Raw genomic sequence first — 16,794 nt, 5'->3', positions numbered from 1 at the left:
GTCTAGTCCTTGCGCTTGAAGCTCAGCACCTTGCCATCGCGCGCATCGATCTTGAGCTTGGCCACGCGGCCGCCCGATTGCAGCAGCCGGATCTCGTAGATGAAGCGGCCGTCGTCATGCTCGAACTCGACCTTGATGACCTGGCCCTGGTAGTCGCGCTCGACCTGGTCGAGCACGGTGCGCAGCGGCAGCACGCGGCCTTGCTGCAGGGCCTGGCGAGCGAGTTCATGGTCGCTGTCGCCGGCATCCGAGGGCGTGGTCCAGGAGGCCAGGGCCGCCGCCATCAGCAGCAGTGCGGCCAGCAGCATCCAGGACCTGCGAGGAATGGAGAAGGATGGAGTGGGCATGGAAAACTTTATAGCCCAGCGTGGATGAACCTCGGATGAACGGCTGCTTCAGCTTGCGTTCATGGCCTGCATCGAACAATGGCTGCACGCCGTCGCAATCCACCGGAAACGAAGGCGCAGCAGCCGGCAGATGCGGCCTTTTCAGATGCAAATCGCCGACCCAATCGCCGGCCCAGTCGCCGACCTTCACATGCCAAGGAGAACCTCATGCCTTCCATCCGACAACTGATTTCCCGCGCTGCACGCCATGGCCTGACGGGCCTGGGCATTGTTCTGATCGCCACTGCCGGGCTGGTCGCCCAGGTGCAGGCCCAGGCCGCTGCCACGGGCGGGCCTTCCGTGACCGTACAGGCCGGCGAGGCCGTGGCCACCACGGTGGCCTCCGTGCGCGGCGCCTTCCAGGGGCCGGGGCTGAGCATCCGCGAAGTCTTCGAACGCATGGAAGTCCTGGGCTACCGCGACCTGCGCGAGATCGAGTGGGAGGACGGCCTCTACCAGGTCAAGGGCCAGACCGGCGATGGCCGCCCTGTGAAGCTCTACGTCGATGGCAACAACGGCAACGTGCTCAGCATCCGTGCACGCAATTGAGGCCGGGCGGGCAGGCTGATTTTTGTCAGCAAGTGTTCTGTCCGGTCGGCAGGCATGCGGCCTGGGACGTTGAAGCGGTATGCAGCCGCCGGCCTGTCCGGTGGCTGCCCTTGATCGATCCACGGACAGTACACAGGAGATTCTCATGCCTTCCATTCATCGCTTGAGCGCCATGGGCGCCGGCTGCATTGCCGCGCTGATGCTCAGCGCCTGCGCGGGCTACCCCCAGCAGGGCGGATATCCGGGTGGCGGCTATCCGACCAGCGGCTATCCAGCCGGGGGCTATCCGACCAGCGGCTACCCCAGCGGTGGCTATCCCAACGGCGGCCAGCCTGGCACGGCCTACCCGGGCGGCGGTGGCTATGTGCAGCAGGGGCGCGTGACCAATGTGCAACTGGTGCAGATCCAGCAGCCCAGCGGCATTGGCGGCTCGGGCATAGGCGCCGGGGCCGTGGTGGGCGGCGTGGTCGGCGGGGTGCTGGGCCGGCAGGTGGGCAAGGGCAGTGGGCGCGACATCGCCACCATTGCGGGCGTGGTGGGCGGTGCCATGGCGGGCAATGCCATCGAGAAGAACACCGGCCCTGGCGACCTGCGCGATGTCTACCGCGTCACCGTGCAGTTGAACGACGGCAGCACGCGCGTGTTCGACTACCAGAACAATCCGCAGCTGCGCATAGGCGAGAGCGTGCGCGTGGACAACAACCAGCTGATTCGCTGAGTACCAGGCTCGCTCCATGCAAAAGGGCTCCCCGCAGGGAGCCCTTTGCCATTTCAGCGCGGCAATTTCAGTGCAGCGTGTCGTTGCCCGGTGCCATGGGCTGGATGCGGAAGAATCCGGTGCCGGCCGAGCCGCGGCCGATTTCCTCCTCGGTGGCTTCGCGCACGCTTTCGACCTTCAGGTGCAGGCGCAGCGCAATGCCGGCCAGCGGGTGGTTGCCGTCCAGCACCACATGCTCGGGATAGATTTCCGTGACGGTGTAGAGCAGGTCGGGCTGCACGGCGCTGCAGCCCTTGGGCAGGGCGCTGGCCTCGAAGCTCATGCCTTCCTCCAGCTCGGCCGGGAACAGGGCGCGCGGCTCCAGGAAGATCAGGCTTTCGTTGTAGTCGCCAAAGGCTTCCTCGGGCTCCAGGTGCAGGTCCAGGGTCTTGCCCTGGCCGTGGCCTTGCAGGGCTTCCTCGATGCGCTTGAGCAGATCGTCGCCGCCGACCAGGAACTCCACGGGCTCATCGAGCACGTCCAGTTCCTCGCCCAGGGTGTCCTTGAGGGTCCAGGTCAGAGCGACCACGCATTGTTCTGTGATTTCCATGGTGTGCAGCTTGTGCGGCCCATGCCGCGGTGGGGAAAAAGAAAGACCGCCGCGCGCGCCCGTGTTTGACGAAGGCATGCCGGCGGCCGCGTTGGCGCGATTTTCCCACGGCTGCCCGGCTGCTGCGCAGGCCGGGCGGCGAGTCCTGCCGATCAGAACGGATAGTGGCGGGGGGTGGTCTGCATGGTGATCCAGCGCGTCTCGGTGAAGGCATCGATGCCTGCCTGGCCGCCGAAGTGGCCGTAGCCCGAGTTTTTCACGCCGCCAAAGGGCATCTGGGCTTCGTCATGCACGGTGGGTCCGTTGACGTGGCAGATGCCGGCCTCGATGCGCGCGGCCACGCGCCAGCCGCGTGCGGTGTCGCGGGTGTAGACGGACGAGGACAGGCCGAATTCGTTGTCATTGGCCATGGCGATGGCCTGCTCCTCTCCGCGCACGCGCACGATGGCCTTGACGGGGGCGAAGGTTTCCTCGCGGAAGATGTCCATCTCGGGCGTGACGCCGTCGATCAGCGTGGCGGCCATCAGGGTGTTGGTGGCCTTGCCGCCGCACAGCAGTTTTGCGCCCTTGGCCAGCGCGTCGTCGATCAGGCGGTTGGCGCGCTCCACGGTGGCCATATCCACCACCGAGCCCAGCACCACGGGGCCCTTGCGCGGATCGCCCAGCGGCAGCGAGGTGGCACGGGCCACCAGCTTGTCCAGGAAATCACCGGCCACGGACTCGTCCACGATGATGCGTTCGGTGGACATGCAGATCTGGCCCGAGTTGGCGAAGGCACCGAAGGTGCAGCCGGCCACGGCGGCGTCGATGTCGGCATCGTCCAGCACCACGAAGGGCGCCTTGCCGCCCAGCTCCAGGATGGCGGGCTTGAGGTACTTGGCGCAGGTCTGGCCGAGGATGCGGCCCACGCGCGTGGAGCCGGTGAAGTTCACGCGGCGCACGGCCGGGTGGGCCACCATGGCTTCGACCACGGCCCCCGCATCTTCGGGCGCATTGGTCACGAAGTTGACCACGCCGGGCGGCAGCCCGCCTTCCTGCAGGGCCTCGATGATCAGGCCGTGCGTGGCGGGGCACAGTTCCGAGCCCTTGAGCACCACGGTGTTGCCGCAGGCCAGCGGCGTCGCAATGGCGCGCACGGCCAGGATGACGGGCGCATTCCAGGGCGCAATGCCCAGCACCACGCCAGCGGGCTGGCGCACGGCCATGGCCAGGCTGCCGGGCACGTCAGAGGGAATGATCTGGCCATTGATCTGGGTGGTCAGCGATGCGGCCTCCAGGAACATGTTGGCGGCCAGGTGCACGTTGAAGCCGGCCCAGATGCCCGAGGCGCCGGTCTCGGCGGCCATGGCGGCGGCAAACGCCTCGGTCTTGGCCTCCAGCGCCTGCGATGCCTTCATCAGCATCTGGCGGCGTTCGGTCGGGCCCAGTGCGGCCCAGGCGGGGAAGGCCTTTTGCGCGGCCTCGACGGCGCGCACGGCATCTTCGGGCGTGGCGGCCGGGGCGCGCGTGGCCACCGATCCGTCCAGCGGGTTGCGGCGCTCGAAGGTGGCGCCATTGCCGGCCTGTGCGGCCTGGCCTGCGATGAGCATGGTTTGTTCGATCATGACTGTCTCCTTGGTATGCGGTTGTGGCCTGGGCGTTGGCGCAGCCGGGCGTGCCGGTCATCGTAGAAGCAGGCGATGGCGCAGGCAGCCCGCTGCGCGCACAAAGCGCATGACGGATCGTGCACAGGCTCCGGGGTTTACCCTTGTCCTGGCTGTCCGCGGGGAAAGCCATGGGGCGCGACGGGCCTGCACTTTCCCATAATCACGTCCATGGCCGCACACAGATCCTTCACCCGTGCGGCGAGCAGGAGAGACCGCACATGACCGATGCCATGGTGTTGAGCACCGACGGACTGCCGCCCGGCGAGACGGCGTCGGCCTGGCACGCCTGGATGTCGCGCCTGTTTGCGGGCCTGGACACCGATGTCTATGGCGATCGCCTGTTCGAAGGCCATGTGCGCGTGGCCAATGCCGGCGATGTGGTGCTGACCCGTCTGGAGGCGGGCCGCCACCGCGTCATGCGCAGCATGCAGGGCCTGCGCGCCCATGAGTCCCCCTATCTGAAGATCGTCGCGCCCTGGGAGGGCGTGGCCAGCGTGCGCCAGCACAACCGCGAGGCCAGCGTGCGCAAGGGCAGCTGGGTGATCTATGACACGGCGCAGGAGTACGAGGTCACCAACCCCGAATGGTCCGAACACCTCATCGTGATGCTGCCGCGCCAGGCCATCGTGGAACGGGGCATCCGACTGGAAGGGCTGATGGGGCGCAATGTGGGCGGCAGCTCGGGCATTGCCCGCATCGCGCTGGAAACCATGCGCAGCACCTACCAGGAGCTGCCCGGCATGGCGCCGCATCTGGCGCGCCGCGCGGGCGAGCTGCTGGTGGACATGGTCCATCTGTCGCTGCAGGAGCTGGCCGGGCAGGGCACGGCAGGCACGCAGCAACTGGCGCTGCAGGACCGCATCCGCGCCCATGTGGCGGCCCATCTGCGCGACCCGGGCCTGTCGGTGGAGTCCGTGGCCGCCGCCCTCAACTGCAGCAAGCGCCATCTGCACAACGCCTTTGCGGACAGCCAGACCAGCCTGGGCGCCTTCATACAGCACAGCCGCCTGGAGCTGTGCATGCGCGAGCTGCTGCAGCCCGCCCAGGCGCAGCGCACCATCACCGAGGTCGCCATGGATTGCGGCTTTGGCAGCACCGCGCATTTCAGCCGCGCTTTCAAAATCTATACGGGCCTGTCGCCCTCGGATTTCAGGGCCATGCGCAAGCCGGCCGGCTGACTGCCACGAAGCCATTGCGGGGCAGCTTGCGCTGGCGCCAGGACAGGGCAATGCCCGCATAGGACAATGCCGCCCTGTCTCTTCGCTCACTTCGGACCATTTCATGGACACCAACACACCGCTTGCCCTGCTGGGCGGGCTTACCGCTTCCCAATTCATGCGCCGCCACTGGCACAAGAAGCCCTTGCTGGTGCGCCAGGCAATCCCGGGCTTCAAGCCCCTGATTCCCCGCGCCAGGCTGCTGGCCATGGCAGGCGAGGACGGTGTGGAATCGCGCCTGATCCAGCAGCAGGACGGTGGCCACTGGAAGCTCAGCCACGGCCCGCTGTCGCGCCGCAGCCTGCCCTCGCTGCAAAAGCCCGGATGGACCGTGCTCGTGCAGGGCGTGGACCTGCACGACGACGGCGTGCACCAGCTGATGCAGCAGTTCCGCTTCGTGCCCGAGGCGCGGCTGGACGATCTGATGATCAGCTTTGCCACCGACCAGGGCGGCGTCGGCCCGCATTTCGACAGCTACGACGTCTTCCTGCTGCAGGCGCATGGCCGTCGGCGCTGGCGCATCGGCCGCCAGAAGGACCTGTCGCTGCAGCCCGATGTGCCGCTGAAGGTGCTCTCGAATTTCGAGCCCGAGGAGGAGTTCGTGCTCGAGCCCGGCGACATGCTCTACCTGCCGCCCAAGTGGGCCCATGACGGCATCGCCGAGGGCGAATGCATGACCTACTCCATCGGCTTTCGCTCGCCCGCGCGCGACGAACTGGCCCGCGAGCTGCTGCTGCGCATGTCCGACGAGCCCGATGAGCCCGAAGCGCCCATGGTCTACCGCGATCCCGACCAGCCCGCCGTCGAGGCCCCGGGCGAGATTCCGTCGAGCCTGCACGACTTCGCGCGCAAGGCGCTGGAGCGCGCGCTGGCCGAGCCGCTGGCGCTGGAGCGCGCGCTGGGCGAGTACATGACCGAGCCCAAGGCCAATGTCTGGTTCGAGCATGGCGAGGAACACGGCATGTTCGAGAGCGTGGTCCTCGATCGCCGCACGCGCATGATGTATGACGCAAAACACATCTTCATCAACGGCGAAAGCTATCTGGCCGGTGGCCGCGATGCCACCCTGATGCGCAAGCTGGCCGATACGCGCGCCCTGTCACGCGCCGATCTGGCCAAGGCCAGCGATGACGCGCTGGAGCTGCTGTCCTCCTGGTTTGACGCCGGCTGGGTGCGAGGCGGGCCGCTGTCCTGAACCGGGTAGACGCTGTGACGCAGTCATGCTAAGTTCGGGCATTCACCGTTGACAGCGTTCTGCTGATTCAAGGCGGACTCCGATAGATTTGTAAAGAATTGTCTTGGGTTCGTCAGTAAATTGACAGCAACCTGGTTTTGTTACACAGTGGACGCCAAGGCAGCTTCTTGCTGCCCCATTCGGACTTGGCAAGAGGATTTGTGCGGAATTGTTCAGAGGTTGTCAGTTTCAGTCAGCCTCGAAAAAATCTCCCTATAATTCGCTCCAAGTCGAATGAATGTGTTTGACGTGGCCTGGCCGCCGCGTACCGGTTGCCCGCATCCGGTGGCGCAAGTGGCGGGGCCCCTCCTGTGTACTGTCTTCTTACCTACTCTCTAGGAAACTGTGATGAAGAACTCTCTGATCCTGGCTACCGTGATCGCTGCTGCAGCTCTGGCCGCTTGCGGCAAGAAGGAAGAGGCTCCGGCCCCCGCTCCCGCACCCGCCGTTGAAGCTCCCGCACCGGCAGCTCCCGCTCCCGCAGAAGCTCCTGCTGCTCCCGCCGCCGACGCTGCTGCTCCCGCAGCGCCTGCCGCTGACGCTGCAGCACCTGCTCCCGCTGCTGACGCTGCCGCTGCAGACGCCGCCAAGGCTGCTGCCGACGCTGCCGCCAAGGAAGCCACCAAGCAGTAATTCGGCCCTCGCCGATGGCAGAGGTTTCGGCCTCTGCCGCGAAAAAACCGCATCCTTCGGGCTGCGGTTTTTTTTCGCCTTCGCTTTGCTTTGGTCCAGTAAAAAAGCCACCGGCAAATGACTGCGCGGTGGCTGCAAGCCAAGGGCAGACGCTGCCGCCCCAAGGCCCGAAAAGAGGCTTGCTTACTTCATGTCGTCGGTGATGACGCGCACGATGCGCTGGGCATTGGCCGATGTCTCGGGCTGGCCCTGGGTGTTGAGCACGGTGACGGTGGACTTGTCGCCTTCGCTGCGCACCTGGATCTGGTACTTGACCGGCGCGGCCGCATCGGGCGAGCGGCTGAACAGCTTGCTGAAGAAGCCCTTGGGCTCGACCTTGGCGTCAGGCGCGACATAGCGCACGAAGTAGATGCCGCGGCTGCGGTCACGGTCCTCCACGGTGAAGCCCGTGCGGTCCAGGGCCACGCCGACACGGCGCCATGCGCGGTCAAAGCCTTCGTCGATCTGCAGCACAGGCTGTCCGTTGGCGGATTCCATGCGCACGCTGCCGGTGGCGGCTGCCGTGGTGGTGTTGGCCTTGGCCACGGCATCGGCCTGCTCCTGGCTCACGCCGAGCTTGACCATCAGGCGGCGCAGGAATTCGGTTTCCAGTTCCGGATCGGAGGGGCGCGGCTGCCAGATGGTCTGGTCCTTCTGGGCGCTGGTGTAGACCTCCTGCATGCCGCGGTGCGTGATGTAGACCTCGGTGGAGCCATCGGCCGAGCGCTCCAGGCGTGTGCGGAAGCGGTCGCGCTCGCTGGTGGAGTACAGGCCGTCGAAGACCTTGCCCAGCGTCTTGCGGATCACGTCCTGCGGGATCTTGGCGCGGTTCTCGGCCCAGTCGGTCTCGATGATGCCCAGCTGGCGGTCTTCGGTGGTGAAGATGAAGCCATTTTCCAGCCAGAAGTCACGCACCGGCTCCCACAGCTGGTCGGCCGGGCGCTTGATCACCAGCCAGCGCTGTTCGCCATTGCGCTCGATGCGCACATCGCCCATTGCAACGGTGGCCGTGCGGCCTTCGCTGGGCTTTTGCGCCTTGGAGTTGGCTTCCATGGCTGCGGCGGAGACCACGCCGCCGGGCACGGCATAGCGCGAATCCGTGGACAGCTGGGTCAGGTCCGGGGGGACTTCCAGGGTGGGTGCCTGCTGCTTGCCGGCGCTCTTGTAGTCGATCTTGCTCTCTTGGAACGTGGTCGTGCAGGCTGTCAGGCCGATGGCCAGGCTCAGCAGGCTCAGACGTGCAATGGGCTGTTTCACGCGAATATCCTTGGTGCGTTCGGTCGGTGGGGCGGGGCGCCTCACAGCAGGCCAGCGGAGCCCAGGGCGGCTTCCACGGTGGCTTCCAGGTTCTTGCTCAGAGGTGTCATCGGCAGGCGCATGGCCGGGCCGCACAGGCCCAGGCGCGCTGCGGCCCACTTGACGGGAATGGGGTTGGCCTCGACGAAGAGGTTCTTGTGCACGGGCATCAGGCGCAGCTGGATGTCCATGGCGGTGCGCACATCACCGGCCAGGGCCGCCTTGCACAGATCGCTCATCAGGCGCGGTGCCACGTTGGCCGTGACGCTGATGTTGCCATGGCCGCCGCACAGCATCAGGGCCACAGCGGTCGGATCATCGCCGGAGTACACGCCGAAGTCCTTGGGCACTTCGCGGATCAGCCACTGGGCGCGCTCGATGTTGCCCGTGGCTTCCTTGATGCCGATGATGGCGGGGATCTGCGCCAGGCGCAGCACGGTGTCGTGCTGCATGTCGGCCACGGAGCGGCCGGGCACGTTGTAGAGCACCACCGGCAGGTCGCCCACCGCTTCGGCAATCGCCTTGAAGTGCTGGTACTGGCCTTCCTGCGTGGGCTTGTTGTAGTAGGGCACGACCTGCAGCTGGCTGTCGGCGCCGACCTTCTTGGCGTAGCGGGCCAGCTCGATGGCTTCGTGCGTGCTGTTGGCGCCGCAGCCGGCCATCACGGGCACGCGGCCTGCGGCCTGCTCGACGGACACGCGGATGATTTCGCAGTGCTCCTCCACGTTGACGGTGGGGGATTCACCTGTCGTTCCCACCACGCCGATGCAGTCCGTGCCTTCGGCCACATGCCAATCGATGAGTTTTCGCAGCGCCGGGTAGTCAACACTACCGTCCTCGTGCATGGGCGTGATGAGGGCAACGATGCTGCCAGTGAGAGCGACGGAGGAGGATGTCATGTCCGCAAGAAAAAACGGGAAAGGATCATTCTAACGAGTGTCGGAGGCAGGCCCAAGGCGGGCGCCTGTAGGGATTCAGGCGATTGCAGAGCCTGACGCCTTCTGATGCGCCAGCATGGCCACGGGTTCCCGGCCTGTTGCATCGGGGCGCAGCGCCGCAATGCGCTGGACCATGCGATCGGGCTCGCCCAGCTGGCCGTGCTCGTAGGCCACGATGTGCCAGCCCGCGCAGGCCTGCAGCAGCTCGCCGGGCGCCAGCAGGAAATCGGGGCGGGAAGGCTTGCCGAAAGCCTCATTGCCCTGGGCAAAGGTTTCGTACAGCAGCACGCCGCCGGGGGCCACGCTGTCCAGCAGTGCCGGCCACAGCGGGCGCCACAGATAGTGGGTCACGACCACGGCGCCGAACTGCCGGCCGGGCAGGGGCCAGGGGCCGTTTTCGATGTCGGCGCACAGCAGCTCGCCCACGCCCTGCAGGCCGGCCAGGGCCTGGGCGTCGCGGTCCACGCCGGTGACGGCGTGGCCACGCCCATGGAACCAGCGCATGTGCCGGCCGGGCCCGCAGGCCACGTCAAGCACCGAGGCCTGGGGTGCCAGAAGGTGCGACCAGCGTTGGATCCAGGACGAGGGCGGCGTGGCTGCGTGCATGTGCAATTTTGGAAATAAAGTGAAAGCGGCCGACATTGTGCCGCCAGGCCTTCGCCGCTGCCGCTTCCATTTCAGAAGCAGGCCCAGATCTGGTCTGCCATGCCCAGCATGAACTGCGGCTGCAGGTAGAGCATGAAGACCAGGCCCAGCACCAGCAGCACGGCGGCCCACAGCGCCAGCCTGCGCAGGATGCGTGGGCGGGGCCTGGTGGATGTGGTCATGGATGTCGTCATGTCAGGCAGCGGCCTGGGCTGCGCGCAACCGTGCCACGGGGGCTTCGCGTATGGGCAGGTTCAGCAGGCCGGCGGCCACGCCCAGGCCGATGGCCAGGTACCAGACCACCTGGTAGCTGCCCGTGTGGTCATAGAGATAGCCGCCCAGCCAGACGCCCAGGAAGCTGCCCACCTGGTGGCTGAAGAACACCATGCCGCTCAACATGGACAGATGCTGCACGCCGAAGATCTGGGCCACGGTGGCATTGGTCAGCGGCACGGTGGACAGCCACAGCAGGCCCATGGCGGCAGAGAAGATGTAGACCGACCAGGGCGTCAGCGGCGCCAGCAGGAAGAGCACGATCACCACCGAGCGCGTGAAGTAGATGGTGGACAGCAGGTAGCGCTTGGGCAGGCGCTGGCCCAGGTTGCCGGCCACGTAGGTGCCAACGATGTTGAACAGCCCCACCAGCGCCAGCGAGATGCTGGCCACCTGCGGCGCCAGGCCGTAGTCCTTGAGGTAGCTGGGCATGTGTACGCCGATGAACATCACCTGGAAGCCGCAGACGAAGTAGCCGGCCGTCAGCAGCACGAAGCTGGGCGTGCGCAGCGCTTCGGCGACGGCCTGGCCCGCGCTCTGGTCGCGCACGGGACGGGCGTTGCCGGGCTGGAAGCCCGGCTCGCGCAGGCCGAAGGCCAGCGGAATGATCATCAGCGCGCACAGCGACAGCAGCAGCAGGGCGTTGGACCAGCCGAAGTTCGAGATCAGGCTGCCTTCCACGGGCACCATGAAGAACTGGCCGAAGGAGCCCGCCGCCGCCGTCACGCCCATGGCCCAGCTGCGCCGCGCCACGGGAATCTGGCGGCCCAGCACACCGTAGATCACGGCATAGGTGGTGCCTGCCTGGGCTGCGCCGATCACCACGCCGGCCGTCAGGGCGAACCAGGTTGTCGTGGGCGCCATGGCCATGCCGGCCAGGCCCAGCGCATACAGCAGCGCGCCCACCAGGAGCACGCGGAAGGCGCCGAAGCGGTCGGCCAGCATGCCGCCGAAGATGCCGAGCACGCCCCAGGACAGGTTCTGGATGGCGATGGCCAGCGCGAAGGACTCGCGCGTCCAGCCCATCTCCTGGGTGATGGGCTGCAGCCACAGGCCGAAGCCGTGGCGGATTCCCATGGACAGCGTCACGACTGCGCCCCCGCACAGCAGTATCTGCACCATGGACATGGGTTGGTTGTTTTTTTGCATGCGGCAAACTTTAGCGAAACTCCGGGTTTTGCGCTGTGCCGCTTGGGTCGCCCATGCGCCAGCGCGGCCCTTGATGGCAGCGGCTTTTTCGGGATAGTCAATGTCAATGACTGTGAATGCATCCAGCACTGAGCCGGGCCGCGCACTACAATCCGCCCCCATGGCAGTCAAACCATCTCCCACTTCCGCCAGCGAATACTCCGAAGGCTCGATACGCGTGCTCAAGGGCCTTGAGCCCGTCAAGCAGCGTCCCGGCATGTACACGCGCACCGACAACCCCCTGCACGTGCTGCAGGAGGTGATCGACAACGCGGCCGACGAGGCACTGGCCGGCTTCGGCAAGAAAATCCGCTTCACCCTGCATTCCGACGGCTCCTACAGCGTCGAAGACGACGGCCGGGGCATCCCCTTCGGCATGCATCCCGAGGAAAAGGCGCCCGTGGTGGAGCTGGTCTTCACCCGGCTGCATGCGGGCGGCAAGTTCGACAAGGGCAAGGGCGGCGCCTACAGCTTCTCGGGCGGCCTGCACGGCGTGGGCGTCTCGGTCACGAATGCGCTGGCCACGCGCCTTGAGGCCTGCATCCACCGCGAGGGCAAGGTGGCCACCATCGCCTTCTCGGGCGGTGACGTGGTCGAGCCCCTGCAGTCGCGGCCGCTGGCCGCTGGCGAACGCAAGCAGGGCACGACCGTGCGCGTGTGGCCCGATGCCCGCTATTTCGAATCGCCCCAGTTGCCCATGGGCGAGCTGGTGCATCTGCTGCGCAGCAAGGCCGTGCTCATGCCAGGCGTGTCGGTGACCCTGGTCAACGAGAAGACGCGCGACACCCAGACCTGGCAGTTCAAGGGCGGCCTGCGCGACTACCTGCAGCAAAGCCTGCATGGCGAGGCGGTCATCCCTCTGTTCGAGGGCGAGGGCTTTGCCGACCGCCACCACGACAGCTTTGCCGAAGGCGAGGGCGCCGCCTGGTGCGTGGCCTTTACCGAGGACGGCGCACCGCTGCGCGAAAGCTATGTCAACCTGATCCCGACCACCGCCGGCGGCACGCATGACAGCGGCCTGCGCGACGGCCTGTTCCAGGCGGTCAAGGCCTTCATCGAGATGCACTCGCTGCTGCCCAAGGGCGTCAAGCTCATGCCGGACGACGTCTTTGCGCGTGCCAGCTATGTGCTCAACGCCAAGGTGCTGGACCCGCAGTTCCAGGGCCAGATCAAGGAGCGCCTGAACTCGCGCGATGCCGTGCGCCTGGTCAGCGGCTATGTGCGCCCCGCGCTGGAGCTGTGGCTCAACGAGCACGTGGAATGGGGCCGCAAGCTGGCCGAGATCGCCATCAAGGCCGCGCAGACCCGCCAGAAGGCGGGCCAGAAGGTCGAAAAGCGCAAGGGCTCGGGCGTGGCCGTGCTGCCGGGCAAGCTCACCGATTGCGAAAGCCGCGACCTGAGCCTGAACGAGGTCTTCCTGGTCGAGGGCGACTCGGCCGGCGGCAGCGCCAAGATGGGCCGCAACAAGGAAACCCAGGCCGTGCTGCCCCTGCGCGGCAAGGTGCTCAACACCTGGGAGGTGGACCGCGACCGGCTGTTCGCCAACAACGAAATCCATGACATCTCGGTGGCCATCGGCGTGGACCCGCATGGCCCCAACGACACGCCCGACCTGTCGGGCCTGCGCTACGGCAAGGTCTGCATTCTTTCGGATGCCGACGTGGACGGCTCGCACATCCAGGTGCTGCTGCTGACGCTGTTCTTCCGCCATTTCCCCAAGCTCATCGAGGCCGGCCACATCCATGTGGCGCTGCCGCCGCTGTTCCGTGTGGACGTGCCTGCGCGCGGCAAGAAGCCTGCGGCCAAGATGTACGCGCTGGACGAGGGCGAGCTGACCGCCATCCTGGACAAATCGGCCAAGGACGGCGTGCCGCGCGAGAAATGCCAGATCAGCCGCTTCAAGGGCCTGGGCGAGATGAATGCGGAGCAGCTGTGGGAGACCACGCTCAACCCCGACACGCGCCGCCTGCTGCCCGTGCAGTTCATGAACCTGGACTTCGCGGCGGCCGAGCAGGTCGTCACCAAGCTCATGGGCAAGGGCGAGGCCGCAGCGCGCCGCGAGCTCATGGAGCTCCATGGCGACGCCATTGAAGTCGATATCTGACCCATGACTGTGCTCCGTGCCGCCCTGAAGCACCGCCCGCACCTGGCGCGCGGCGCCGGGGTGCGCGCGCTGGCGGCGCTGGGCCTGGCCCTGGCGCTGTGGGGGCTGGCGCGGCCGGCGCATGCCGATCTCTGGGCCTTCGTGGACGAGCGCGGCATCACGCACTTCGCTGCCGAGGCGCTGGACGAGCGCTACAGGCTGTACTTTCGCGGCTCGGTCTATGACAGCGCCGAGCAGGGGCTCAAGCCCCCGATGGTGCAGGCCGAGGCCGCTGCCGACGCTGACGGCAGCGGCGATGCCGGCCGCAGGCTGCAGGCGCATACGCGGCTGCAAAGCTTCTTCGACATCTCGCCGCGCTACAAGAGCGTGCGCGGCCATCTGCGCAAGGCGGCGGACCACACGGGCGTGGACTACGACCTGCTCAAGGCCGTGATCGCCGTCGAGTCGGGCTTTGACGCGCAGGCCATCTCGCCCAAGGGGGCGGTCGGCCTGATGCAGCTGATGCCGGCCACGGCCCAGCGCTTCGGCGTGGAGGCCAGCCGCCAGCGCAGCGTGCAGCAGCAACTGGCCGATCCGGCCGTCAACGTGCCGGCCGGCGCGCGCTACCTCAACCATCTGATGGGGCTGTTCCCCGGCCGGCTGGACCTGGTGCTGGCCGCCTACAACGCAGGCGAGGGCGCCGTGCGGCGCGCGGGCCAGGCCATCCCTCCCTTCCAGGAAACCCGCAATTACGTGAAGGCCGTGCTCGGCATCTACGAGCAGCTGCAGGGCGGGCGCGAGCGCGCGGGCCCTGCAGCGCCTGCAGCAGCGGCGTTGCCGGGCACCACGCCCCGGGTGCGCATGACGCTGCCCACAGGACTGCCCACGCCGCAATGAGCGGCATTCATTGCATTTTTTGAGATCACGAATTTCTTCATGAGCGACCAAACCTCTCTGGATCTGGCACAACAGGCGGCCGGCGATGCACTGGACCTGGGCCAGTACGCGCAACGGGCCTATCTCGAATACGCACTGTCCGTGGTCAAGGGCCGGGCACTGCCCGATGTGACCGACGGCCTCAAGCCCGTGCAGCGGCGCATTCTGTACGCCATGGACCGCATGGGCCTGAGCTACAGCGGTCCCAACCACAACACGGCGGCCAAGCCCGTCAAGAGCGCACGCGTGGTCGGCGATGTGCTGGGCCGCTTTCACCCGCACGGCGACCAGTCGGCCTACGACGCGCTGGTGCGCATGGCGCAGGACTTCAACCAGCGCTATCCGCTGGTCGATGGCCAAGGCAACTTCGGCAGCCGCGACGGCGACGGCGCAGCCGCCATGCGCTACACCGAGGCGCGCCTGTCCAAGATCACGGGCCTGCTGCTCGACGAGATCGACATGGGCACGGTGGACTTCGTGCCCAACTACGACGGCAGCACGCAGGAGCCGCAGCAACTGCCCGCGCGCCTGCCGTTCGCCCTGCTCAATGGCGCCAGCGGCATTGCCGTGGGCCTGGCCACGGAAATCCCCAGCCACAACCTGCGCGAGGTGGCCGACGCCTGCGTGGCCCTGATCAAGCGGCCCCAGCTCAGCGACGAGGAACTGTTCCAGATCATCCCCGGCCCCGACTATCCGGGTGGCGGGCAGATCATCAGCAGCGCCTCCGACATCCAGGACGCCTATCGCACGGGCCGTGGCAGCCTCAAGCTGCGCGCGCGCTGGAAGATCGAGGAGCTGGCGCGCGGCCAGTGGCAGATCGTGGTGACCGAGCTGCCGCCCGGCGTCTCGGCGCAGAAGGTGCTCGAAGAGATCGAGGACATCACCAATCCCAAGGTCAAGACCGGCAAGAAGGCCTTGAGCCAGGAACAGACCCAGCTCAAGGCCAGCATGCTGGCCGTGCTCGACGGCGTGCGCGACGAGTCCAGCAAGGATGCGCCGGTGCGCCTGGTCTTCGAGCCCAAGACCGGCAAGGTGCCGCAGCAGGAACTGATCACGGCGCTGCTGGCGCATACCAGCCTGGAGTCGTCCAGCTCCATCAACCTGACCATGATCGGCCTCGATGGCCGCCCGGTGCAGAAAAGCCTGCGCCTGATGCTCGAGGAATGGATCGCCTTCCGCCAGACCACGGTCACGCGGCGCAGCCAGCACCGGCTGGCCAAGGTGCTGGACCGCATCCACATCCTCGAAGGCCGCCAGGCCGTGCTGCTGAACATCGACAAGGTCATCGCCATCATCCGGGCCAGCGACGAGCCCCGGCAGGCGCTGATCGATGCCTTTGCGCTGTCCGAGCGCCAGGCCGACGACATTCTTGAAATCCGCCTGCGCCAGCTGGCGCGGCTGGAGGCCATCAAGATCGAGCAGGAACTCAAGGAACTGCGCACGGAGCAAGGCAAGCTCGAAGACATCCTGGGCAGCGAAAGCACCATGCGCCGCCTGATCTGCAAGGAGATCGAGGCCGATGCCAAGCAGTTCGCCGATGCGCGCCGCACGCTGATCCAGGAGGAAAAGAAGGTCGTCGCCGAAGTCAAGGTGGTCGATGAACCCACCACGGTCATCATCTCGGACAAGGGCTGGGTGCGCACGCGCCAGGGCCATGGCGTCGATGCGGGCACGCTGAGCTTCAAGGCCGGCGACAGCCTGCACGGCACCTTCGAATGCCGCACCGTGGACCAGTTGCTGGCCTTTGGCAGCAACGGCCGCATCTATTCGGTGCCGGTGGCCCAACTGCCCGGCGGGCGCGGCGATGGCCAGCCCGTGACCACGCTCATCGAGCTGGAGGCCGGCACCCAGATCCTGTACTACTTCGCCGGTGCCGAGGGCACGGCGCTGCTGCTGTCGGGGTCGGGTGGCTACGGCTTCGTGGCCATGGTGAGCGACATGGTCTCGCGCCAGAAGGCGGGCAAGGCCTTCGTCACGCTGGCCGACGGCGAGACGCTGTGCGCCCCGTCCACGGCCTACGGCGTGCCCATGGGCGCACGTGCGGAGCCGCAGGAAGGCGAGCAGGGCGCGGGCCTGTTGCTGCCGGCCACGCATGTGATCTGCGCTTCCACGGGTGGCCGCATCCTCACCTTCGAGATCGCCAGCCTCAAGCACATGGCCAAGGGCGGTCGCGGGCTGATGCTGCTCGATCTGGAGGACAAGGACACGCTGGCGGGCGCTGCCGCCTACACGCGCAGCATCCGCATCGATGGCGTGGGCCGCGGCGGCAAGGAGCGCAGCGAGACGCTGGAGATCCGCAGTCTCAACAATGCCCGTGGCACGCGCGGCCGCAAGGGCAAGTCGGCCGACCTGGGCTTCAAGCCGCAAAGCGTGACGCGCGTGGAGTAAGAGCGCGGCCGCCCCTGCAATGCCCTCCGCGAAAGG

The 16,794-nt window shown here is 67.0% G+C and carries 16 protein-coding genes; 8 read left to right on the top strand and 8 right to left on the bottom strand.

Features of this window, described 5'->3' with window-relative positions:
* Window positions 1-2 precede the first annotated feature (2 nt).
* Window positions 3-308 (bottom strand): PepSY domain-containing protein, encoded by a 306-nt coding sequence (locus BO996_RS23865; protein ID WP_012206897.1) that lies wholly within the window; start codon window positions 306-308, stop codon window positions 3-5.
* A 246-nt stretch (window positions 309-554) separates the two neighbouring features.
* Between BO996_RS23865 and BO996_RS23860 the strand changes: the two genes are divergently transcribed.
* Complete coding sequence (locus BO996_RS23860; protein WP_017404382.1) at window positions 555-935, top strand: PepSY domain-containing protein; 381 nt, start codon at window positions 555-557, stop codon at window positions 933-935.
* Window positions 936-1,080: 145 nt separating this feature from the next.
* A complete protein-coding gene (locus tag BO996_RS23855; protein ID WP_071956568.1) occupies window positions 1,081-1,653 on the top strand; it encodes a glycine zipper 2TM domain-containing protein in 573 nt (190 codons plus the stop codon).
* A 67-nt stretch (window positions 1,654-1,720) separates the two neighbouring features.
* On the opposite strand, the gene BO996_RS23850 is transcribed toward BO996_RS23855, so the two are convergent.
* Window positions 1,721-2,242, bottom strand: a complete 522-nt coding sequence (locus tag BO996_RS23850) for an FKBP-type peptidyl-prolyl cis-trans isomerase (RefSeq protein ID WP_071956567.1) — start codon at window positions 2,240-2,242, stop codon at window positions 1,721-1,723.
* Window positions 2,243-2,394: 152 nt separating this feature from the next.
* Window positions 2,395-3,846 (bottom strand): aldehyde dehydrogenase, encoded by a 1,452-nt coding sequence (locus BO996_RS23845; RefSeq protein ID WP_017404385.1) that lies wholly within the window; start codon window positions 3,844-3,846, stop codon window positions 2,395-2,397.
* A gap of 260 nt (window positions 3,847-4,106) precedes the next feature.
* On the opposite strand from BO996_RS23845, the gene BO996_RS23840 reads away from it, so the two are divergent.
* The 3 genes from BO996_RS23840 to BO996_RS23830 all read left to right on the top strand — a co-directional run bounded on the left by BO996_RS23840 (window position 4,107) and on the right by BO996_RS23830 (window position 6,972).
* Window positions 4,107-5,066 carry a helix-turn-helix domain-containing protein gene (locus tag BO996_RS23840; RefSeq protein WP_013801114.1) on the top strand — a complete coding sequence of 320 codons (960 nt, stop codon included), beginning with the start codon at window positions 4,107-4,109 and terminating at the stop codon, window positions 5,064-5,066.
* A gap of 103 nt (window positions 5,067-5,169) precedes the next feature.
* Window positions 5,170-6,300, top strand: a complete 1,131-nt coding sequence (locus tag BO996_RS23835) for a cupin domain-containing protein (RefSeq protein WP_013801115.1) — start codon at window positions 5,170-5,172, stop codon at window positions 6,298-6,300.
* 387 nt (window positions 6,301-6,687) lie between these two features.
* Window positions 6,688-6,972 (top strand): hypothetical protein, encoded by a 285-nt coding sequence (locus BO996_RS23830; protein WP_012206890.1) that lies wholly within the window; start codon window positions 6,688-6,690, stop codon window positions 6,970-6,972.
* A gap of 183 nt (window positions 6,973-7,155) precedes the next feature.
* Here the strand turns inward: BO996_RS23830 and bamC are convergent, their stop codons facing one another.
* The 5 genes from bamC to BO996_RS23810 all read right to left on the bottom strand — a co-directional run bounded on the left by bamC (window position 7,156) and on the right by BO996_RS23810 (window position 11,312).
* On the bottom strand, window positions 7,156-8,268 hold the full coding sequence (gene bamC / locus BO996_RS23825) for an outer membrane protein assembly factor BamC (RefSeq protein ID WP_034396421.1): 1,113 nt from the start codon (window positions 8,266-8,268) through the stop codon (window positions 7,156-7,158).
* 41 nt (window positions 8,269-8,309) lie between these two features.
* Window positions 8,310-9,206: a 4-hydroxy-tetrahydrodipicolinate synthase gene (dapA, locus tag BO996_RS23820; RefSeq protein ID WP_012206888.1), complete on the bottom strand. Its 897-nt coding sequence runs from the start codon at window positions 9,204-9,206 to the stop codon at window positions 8,310-8,312.
* A 75-nt stretch (window positions 9,207-9,281) separates the two neighbouring features.
* Window positions 9,282-9,851 carry a class I SAM-dependent methyltransferase gene (locus BO996_RS23815; protein WP_071956566.1) on the bottom strand — a complete coding sequence of 190 codons (570 nt, stop codon included), beginning with the start codon at window positions 9,849-9,851 and terminating at the stop codon, window positions 9,282-9,284.
* A gap of 71 nt (window positions 9,852-9,922) precedes the next feature.
* Window positions 9,923-10,072 (bottom strand): hypothetical protein, encoded by a 150-nt coding sequence (locus BO996_RS29500; protein WP_013801118.1) that lies wholly within the window; start codon window positions 10,070-10,072, stop codon window positions 9,923-9,925.
* A 13-nt stretch (window positions 10,073-10,085) separates the two neighbouring features.
* Window positions 10,086-11,312: an MFS transporter gene (locus BO996_RS23810; protein WP_071956565.1), complete on the bottom strand. Its 1,227-nt coding sequence runs from the start codon at window positions 11,310-11,312 to the stop codon at window positions 10,086-10,088.
* 160 nt (window positions 11,313-11,472) lie between these two features.
* Here BO996_RS23810 and BO996_RS23805 point away from each other — a divergent pair, with 160 nt between their 5' ends.
* Genes BO996_RS23805 through parC form a run of 3 tightly spaced genes read left to right on the top strand, consistent with a single transcriptional unit; the run spans window position 11,473 to window position 16,758 of the window.
* Window positions 11,473-13,455 carry a DNA topoisomerase IV subunit B gene (locus tag BO996_RS23805; RefSeq protein ID WP_071956564.1) on the top strand — a complete coding sequence of 661 codons (1,983 nt, stop codon included), beginning with the start codon at window positions 11,473-11,475 and terminating at the stop codon, window positions 13,453-13,455.
* Between the two features lie 3 nt (window positions 13,456-13,458).
* Window positions 13,459-14,331 carry a lytic transglycosylase domain-containing protein gene (locus tag BO996_RS23800; protein WP_012206883.1) on the top strand — a complete coding sequence of 291 codons (873 nt, stop codon included), beginning with the start codon at window positions 13,459-13,461 and terminating at the stop codon, window positions 14,329-14,331.
* 39 nt (window positions 14,332-14,370) lie between these two features.
* A complete protein-coding gene (gene parC / locus BO996_RS23795) occupies window positions 14,371-16,758 on the top strand; it encodes a DNA topoisomerase IV subunit A (protein WP_065347955.1) in 2,388 nt (795 codons plus the stop codon).
* The last annotated feature ends 36 nt before the right edge of the window (window positions 16,759-16,794 follow it).

The organism is Delftia sp. HK171, assembly GCF_001886655.1.
Classification (GTDB): domain Bacteria; phylum Pseudomonadota; class Gammaproteobacteria; order Burkholderiales; family Burkholderiaceae_C; genus Comamonas; species Comamonas acidovorans.
Note: the sequence above shows the minus strand (reverse complement) of the source record. Positions and strands in the feature narration are given on the sequence as shown.

Coding starts and splice junctions, on each gene's coding strand:
- BO996_RS23835 (WP_013801115.1), top strand. CDS start 5,170: ATGGACACCAACACACCGCTTGCCCTGCTGGGCGGGCTTACCGCTTCC.
- BO996_RS23815 (WP_071956566.1), bottom strand. CDS start 9,851: ATGCACGCAGCCACGCCGCCCTCGTCCTGGATCCAACGCTGGTCGCAC.
- BO996_RS23800 (WP_012206883.1), top strand. CDS start 13,459: ATGACTGTGCTCCGTGCCGCCCTGAAGCACCGCCCGCACCTGGCGCGC.
- BO996_RS29500 (WP_013801118.1), bottom strand. CDS start 10,072: ATGACCACATCCACCAGGCCCCGCCCACGCATCCTGCGCAGGCTGGCG.
- BO996_RS23805 (WP_071956564.1), top strand. CDS start 11,473: ATGGCAGTCAAACCATCTCCCACTTCCGCCAGCGAATACTCCGAAGGC.
- BO996_RS23830 (WP_012206890.1), top strand. CDS start 6,688: ATGAAGAACTCTCTGATCCTGGCTACCGTGATCGCTGCTGCAGCTCTG.
- parC (WP_065347955.1), top strand. CDS start 14,371: ATGAGCGACCAAACCTCTCTGGATCTGGCACAACAGGCGGCCGGCGAT.
- BO996_RS23840 (WP_013801114.1), top strand. CDS start 4,107: ATGACCGATGCCATGGTGTTGAGCACCGACGGACTGCCGCCCGGCGAG.
- BO996_RS23810 (WP_071956565.1), bottom strand. CDS start 11,312: ATGCAAAAAAACAACCAACCCATGTCCATGGTGCAGATACTGCTGTGC.
- BO996_RS23860 (WP_017404382.1), top strand. CDS start 555: ATGCCTTCCATCCGACAACTGATTTCCCGCGCTGCACGCCATGGCCTG.
- BO996_RS23845 (WP_017404385.1), bottom strand. CDS start 3,846: ATGATCGAACAAACCATGCTCATCGCAGGCCAGGCCGCACAGGCCGGC.
- BO996_RS23855 (WP_071956568.1), top strand. CDS start 1,081: ATGCCTTCCATTCATCGCTTGAGCGCCATGGGCGCCGGCTGCATTGCC.
- BO996_RS23850 (WP_071956567.1), bottom strand. CDS start 2,242: ATGGAAATCACAGAACAATGCGTGGTCGCTCTGACCTGGACCCTCAAG.
- BO996_RS23865 (WP_012206897.1), bottom strand. CDS start 308: ATGCTGCTGGCCGCACTGCTGCTGATGGCGGCGGCCCTGGCCTCCTGG.
- dapA (WP_012206888.1), bottom strand. CDS start 9,206: ATGACATCCTCCTCCGTCGCTCTCACTGGCAGCATCGTTGCCCTCATC.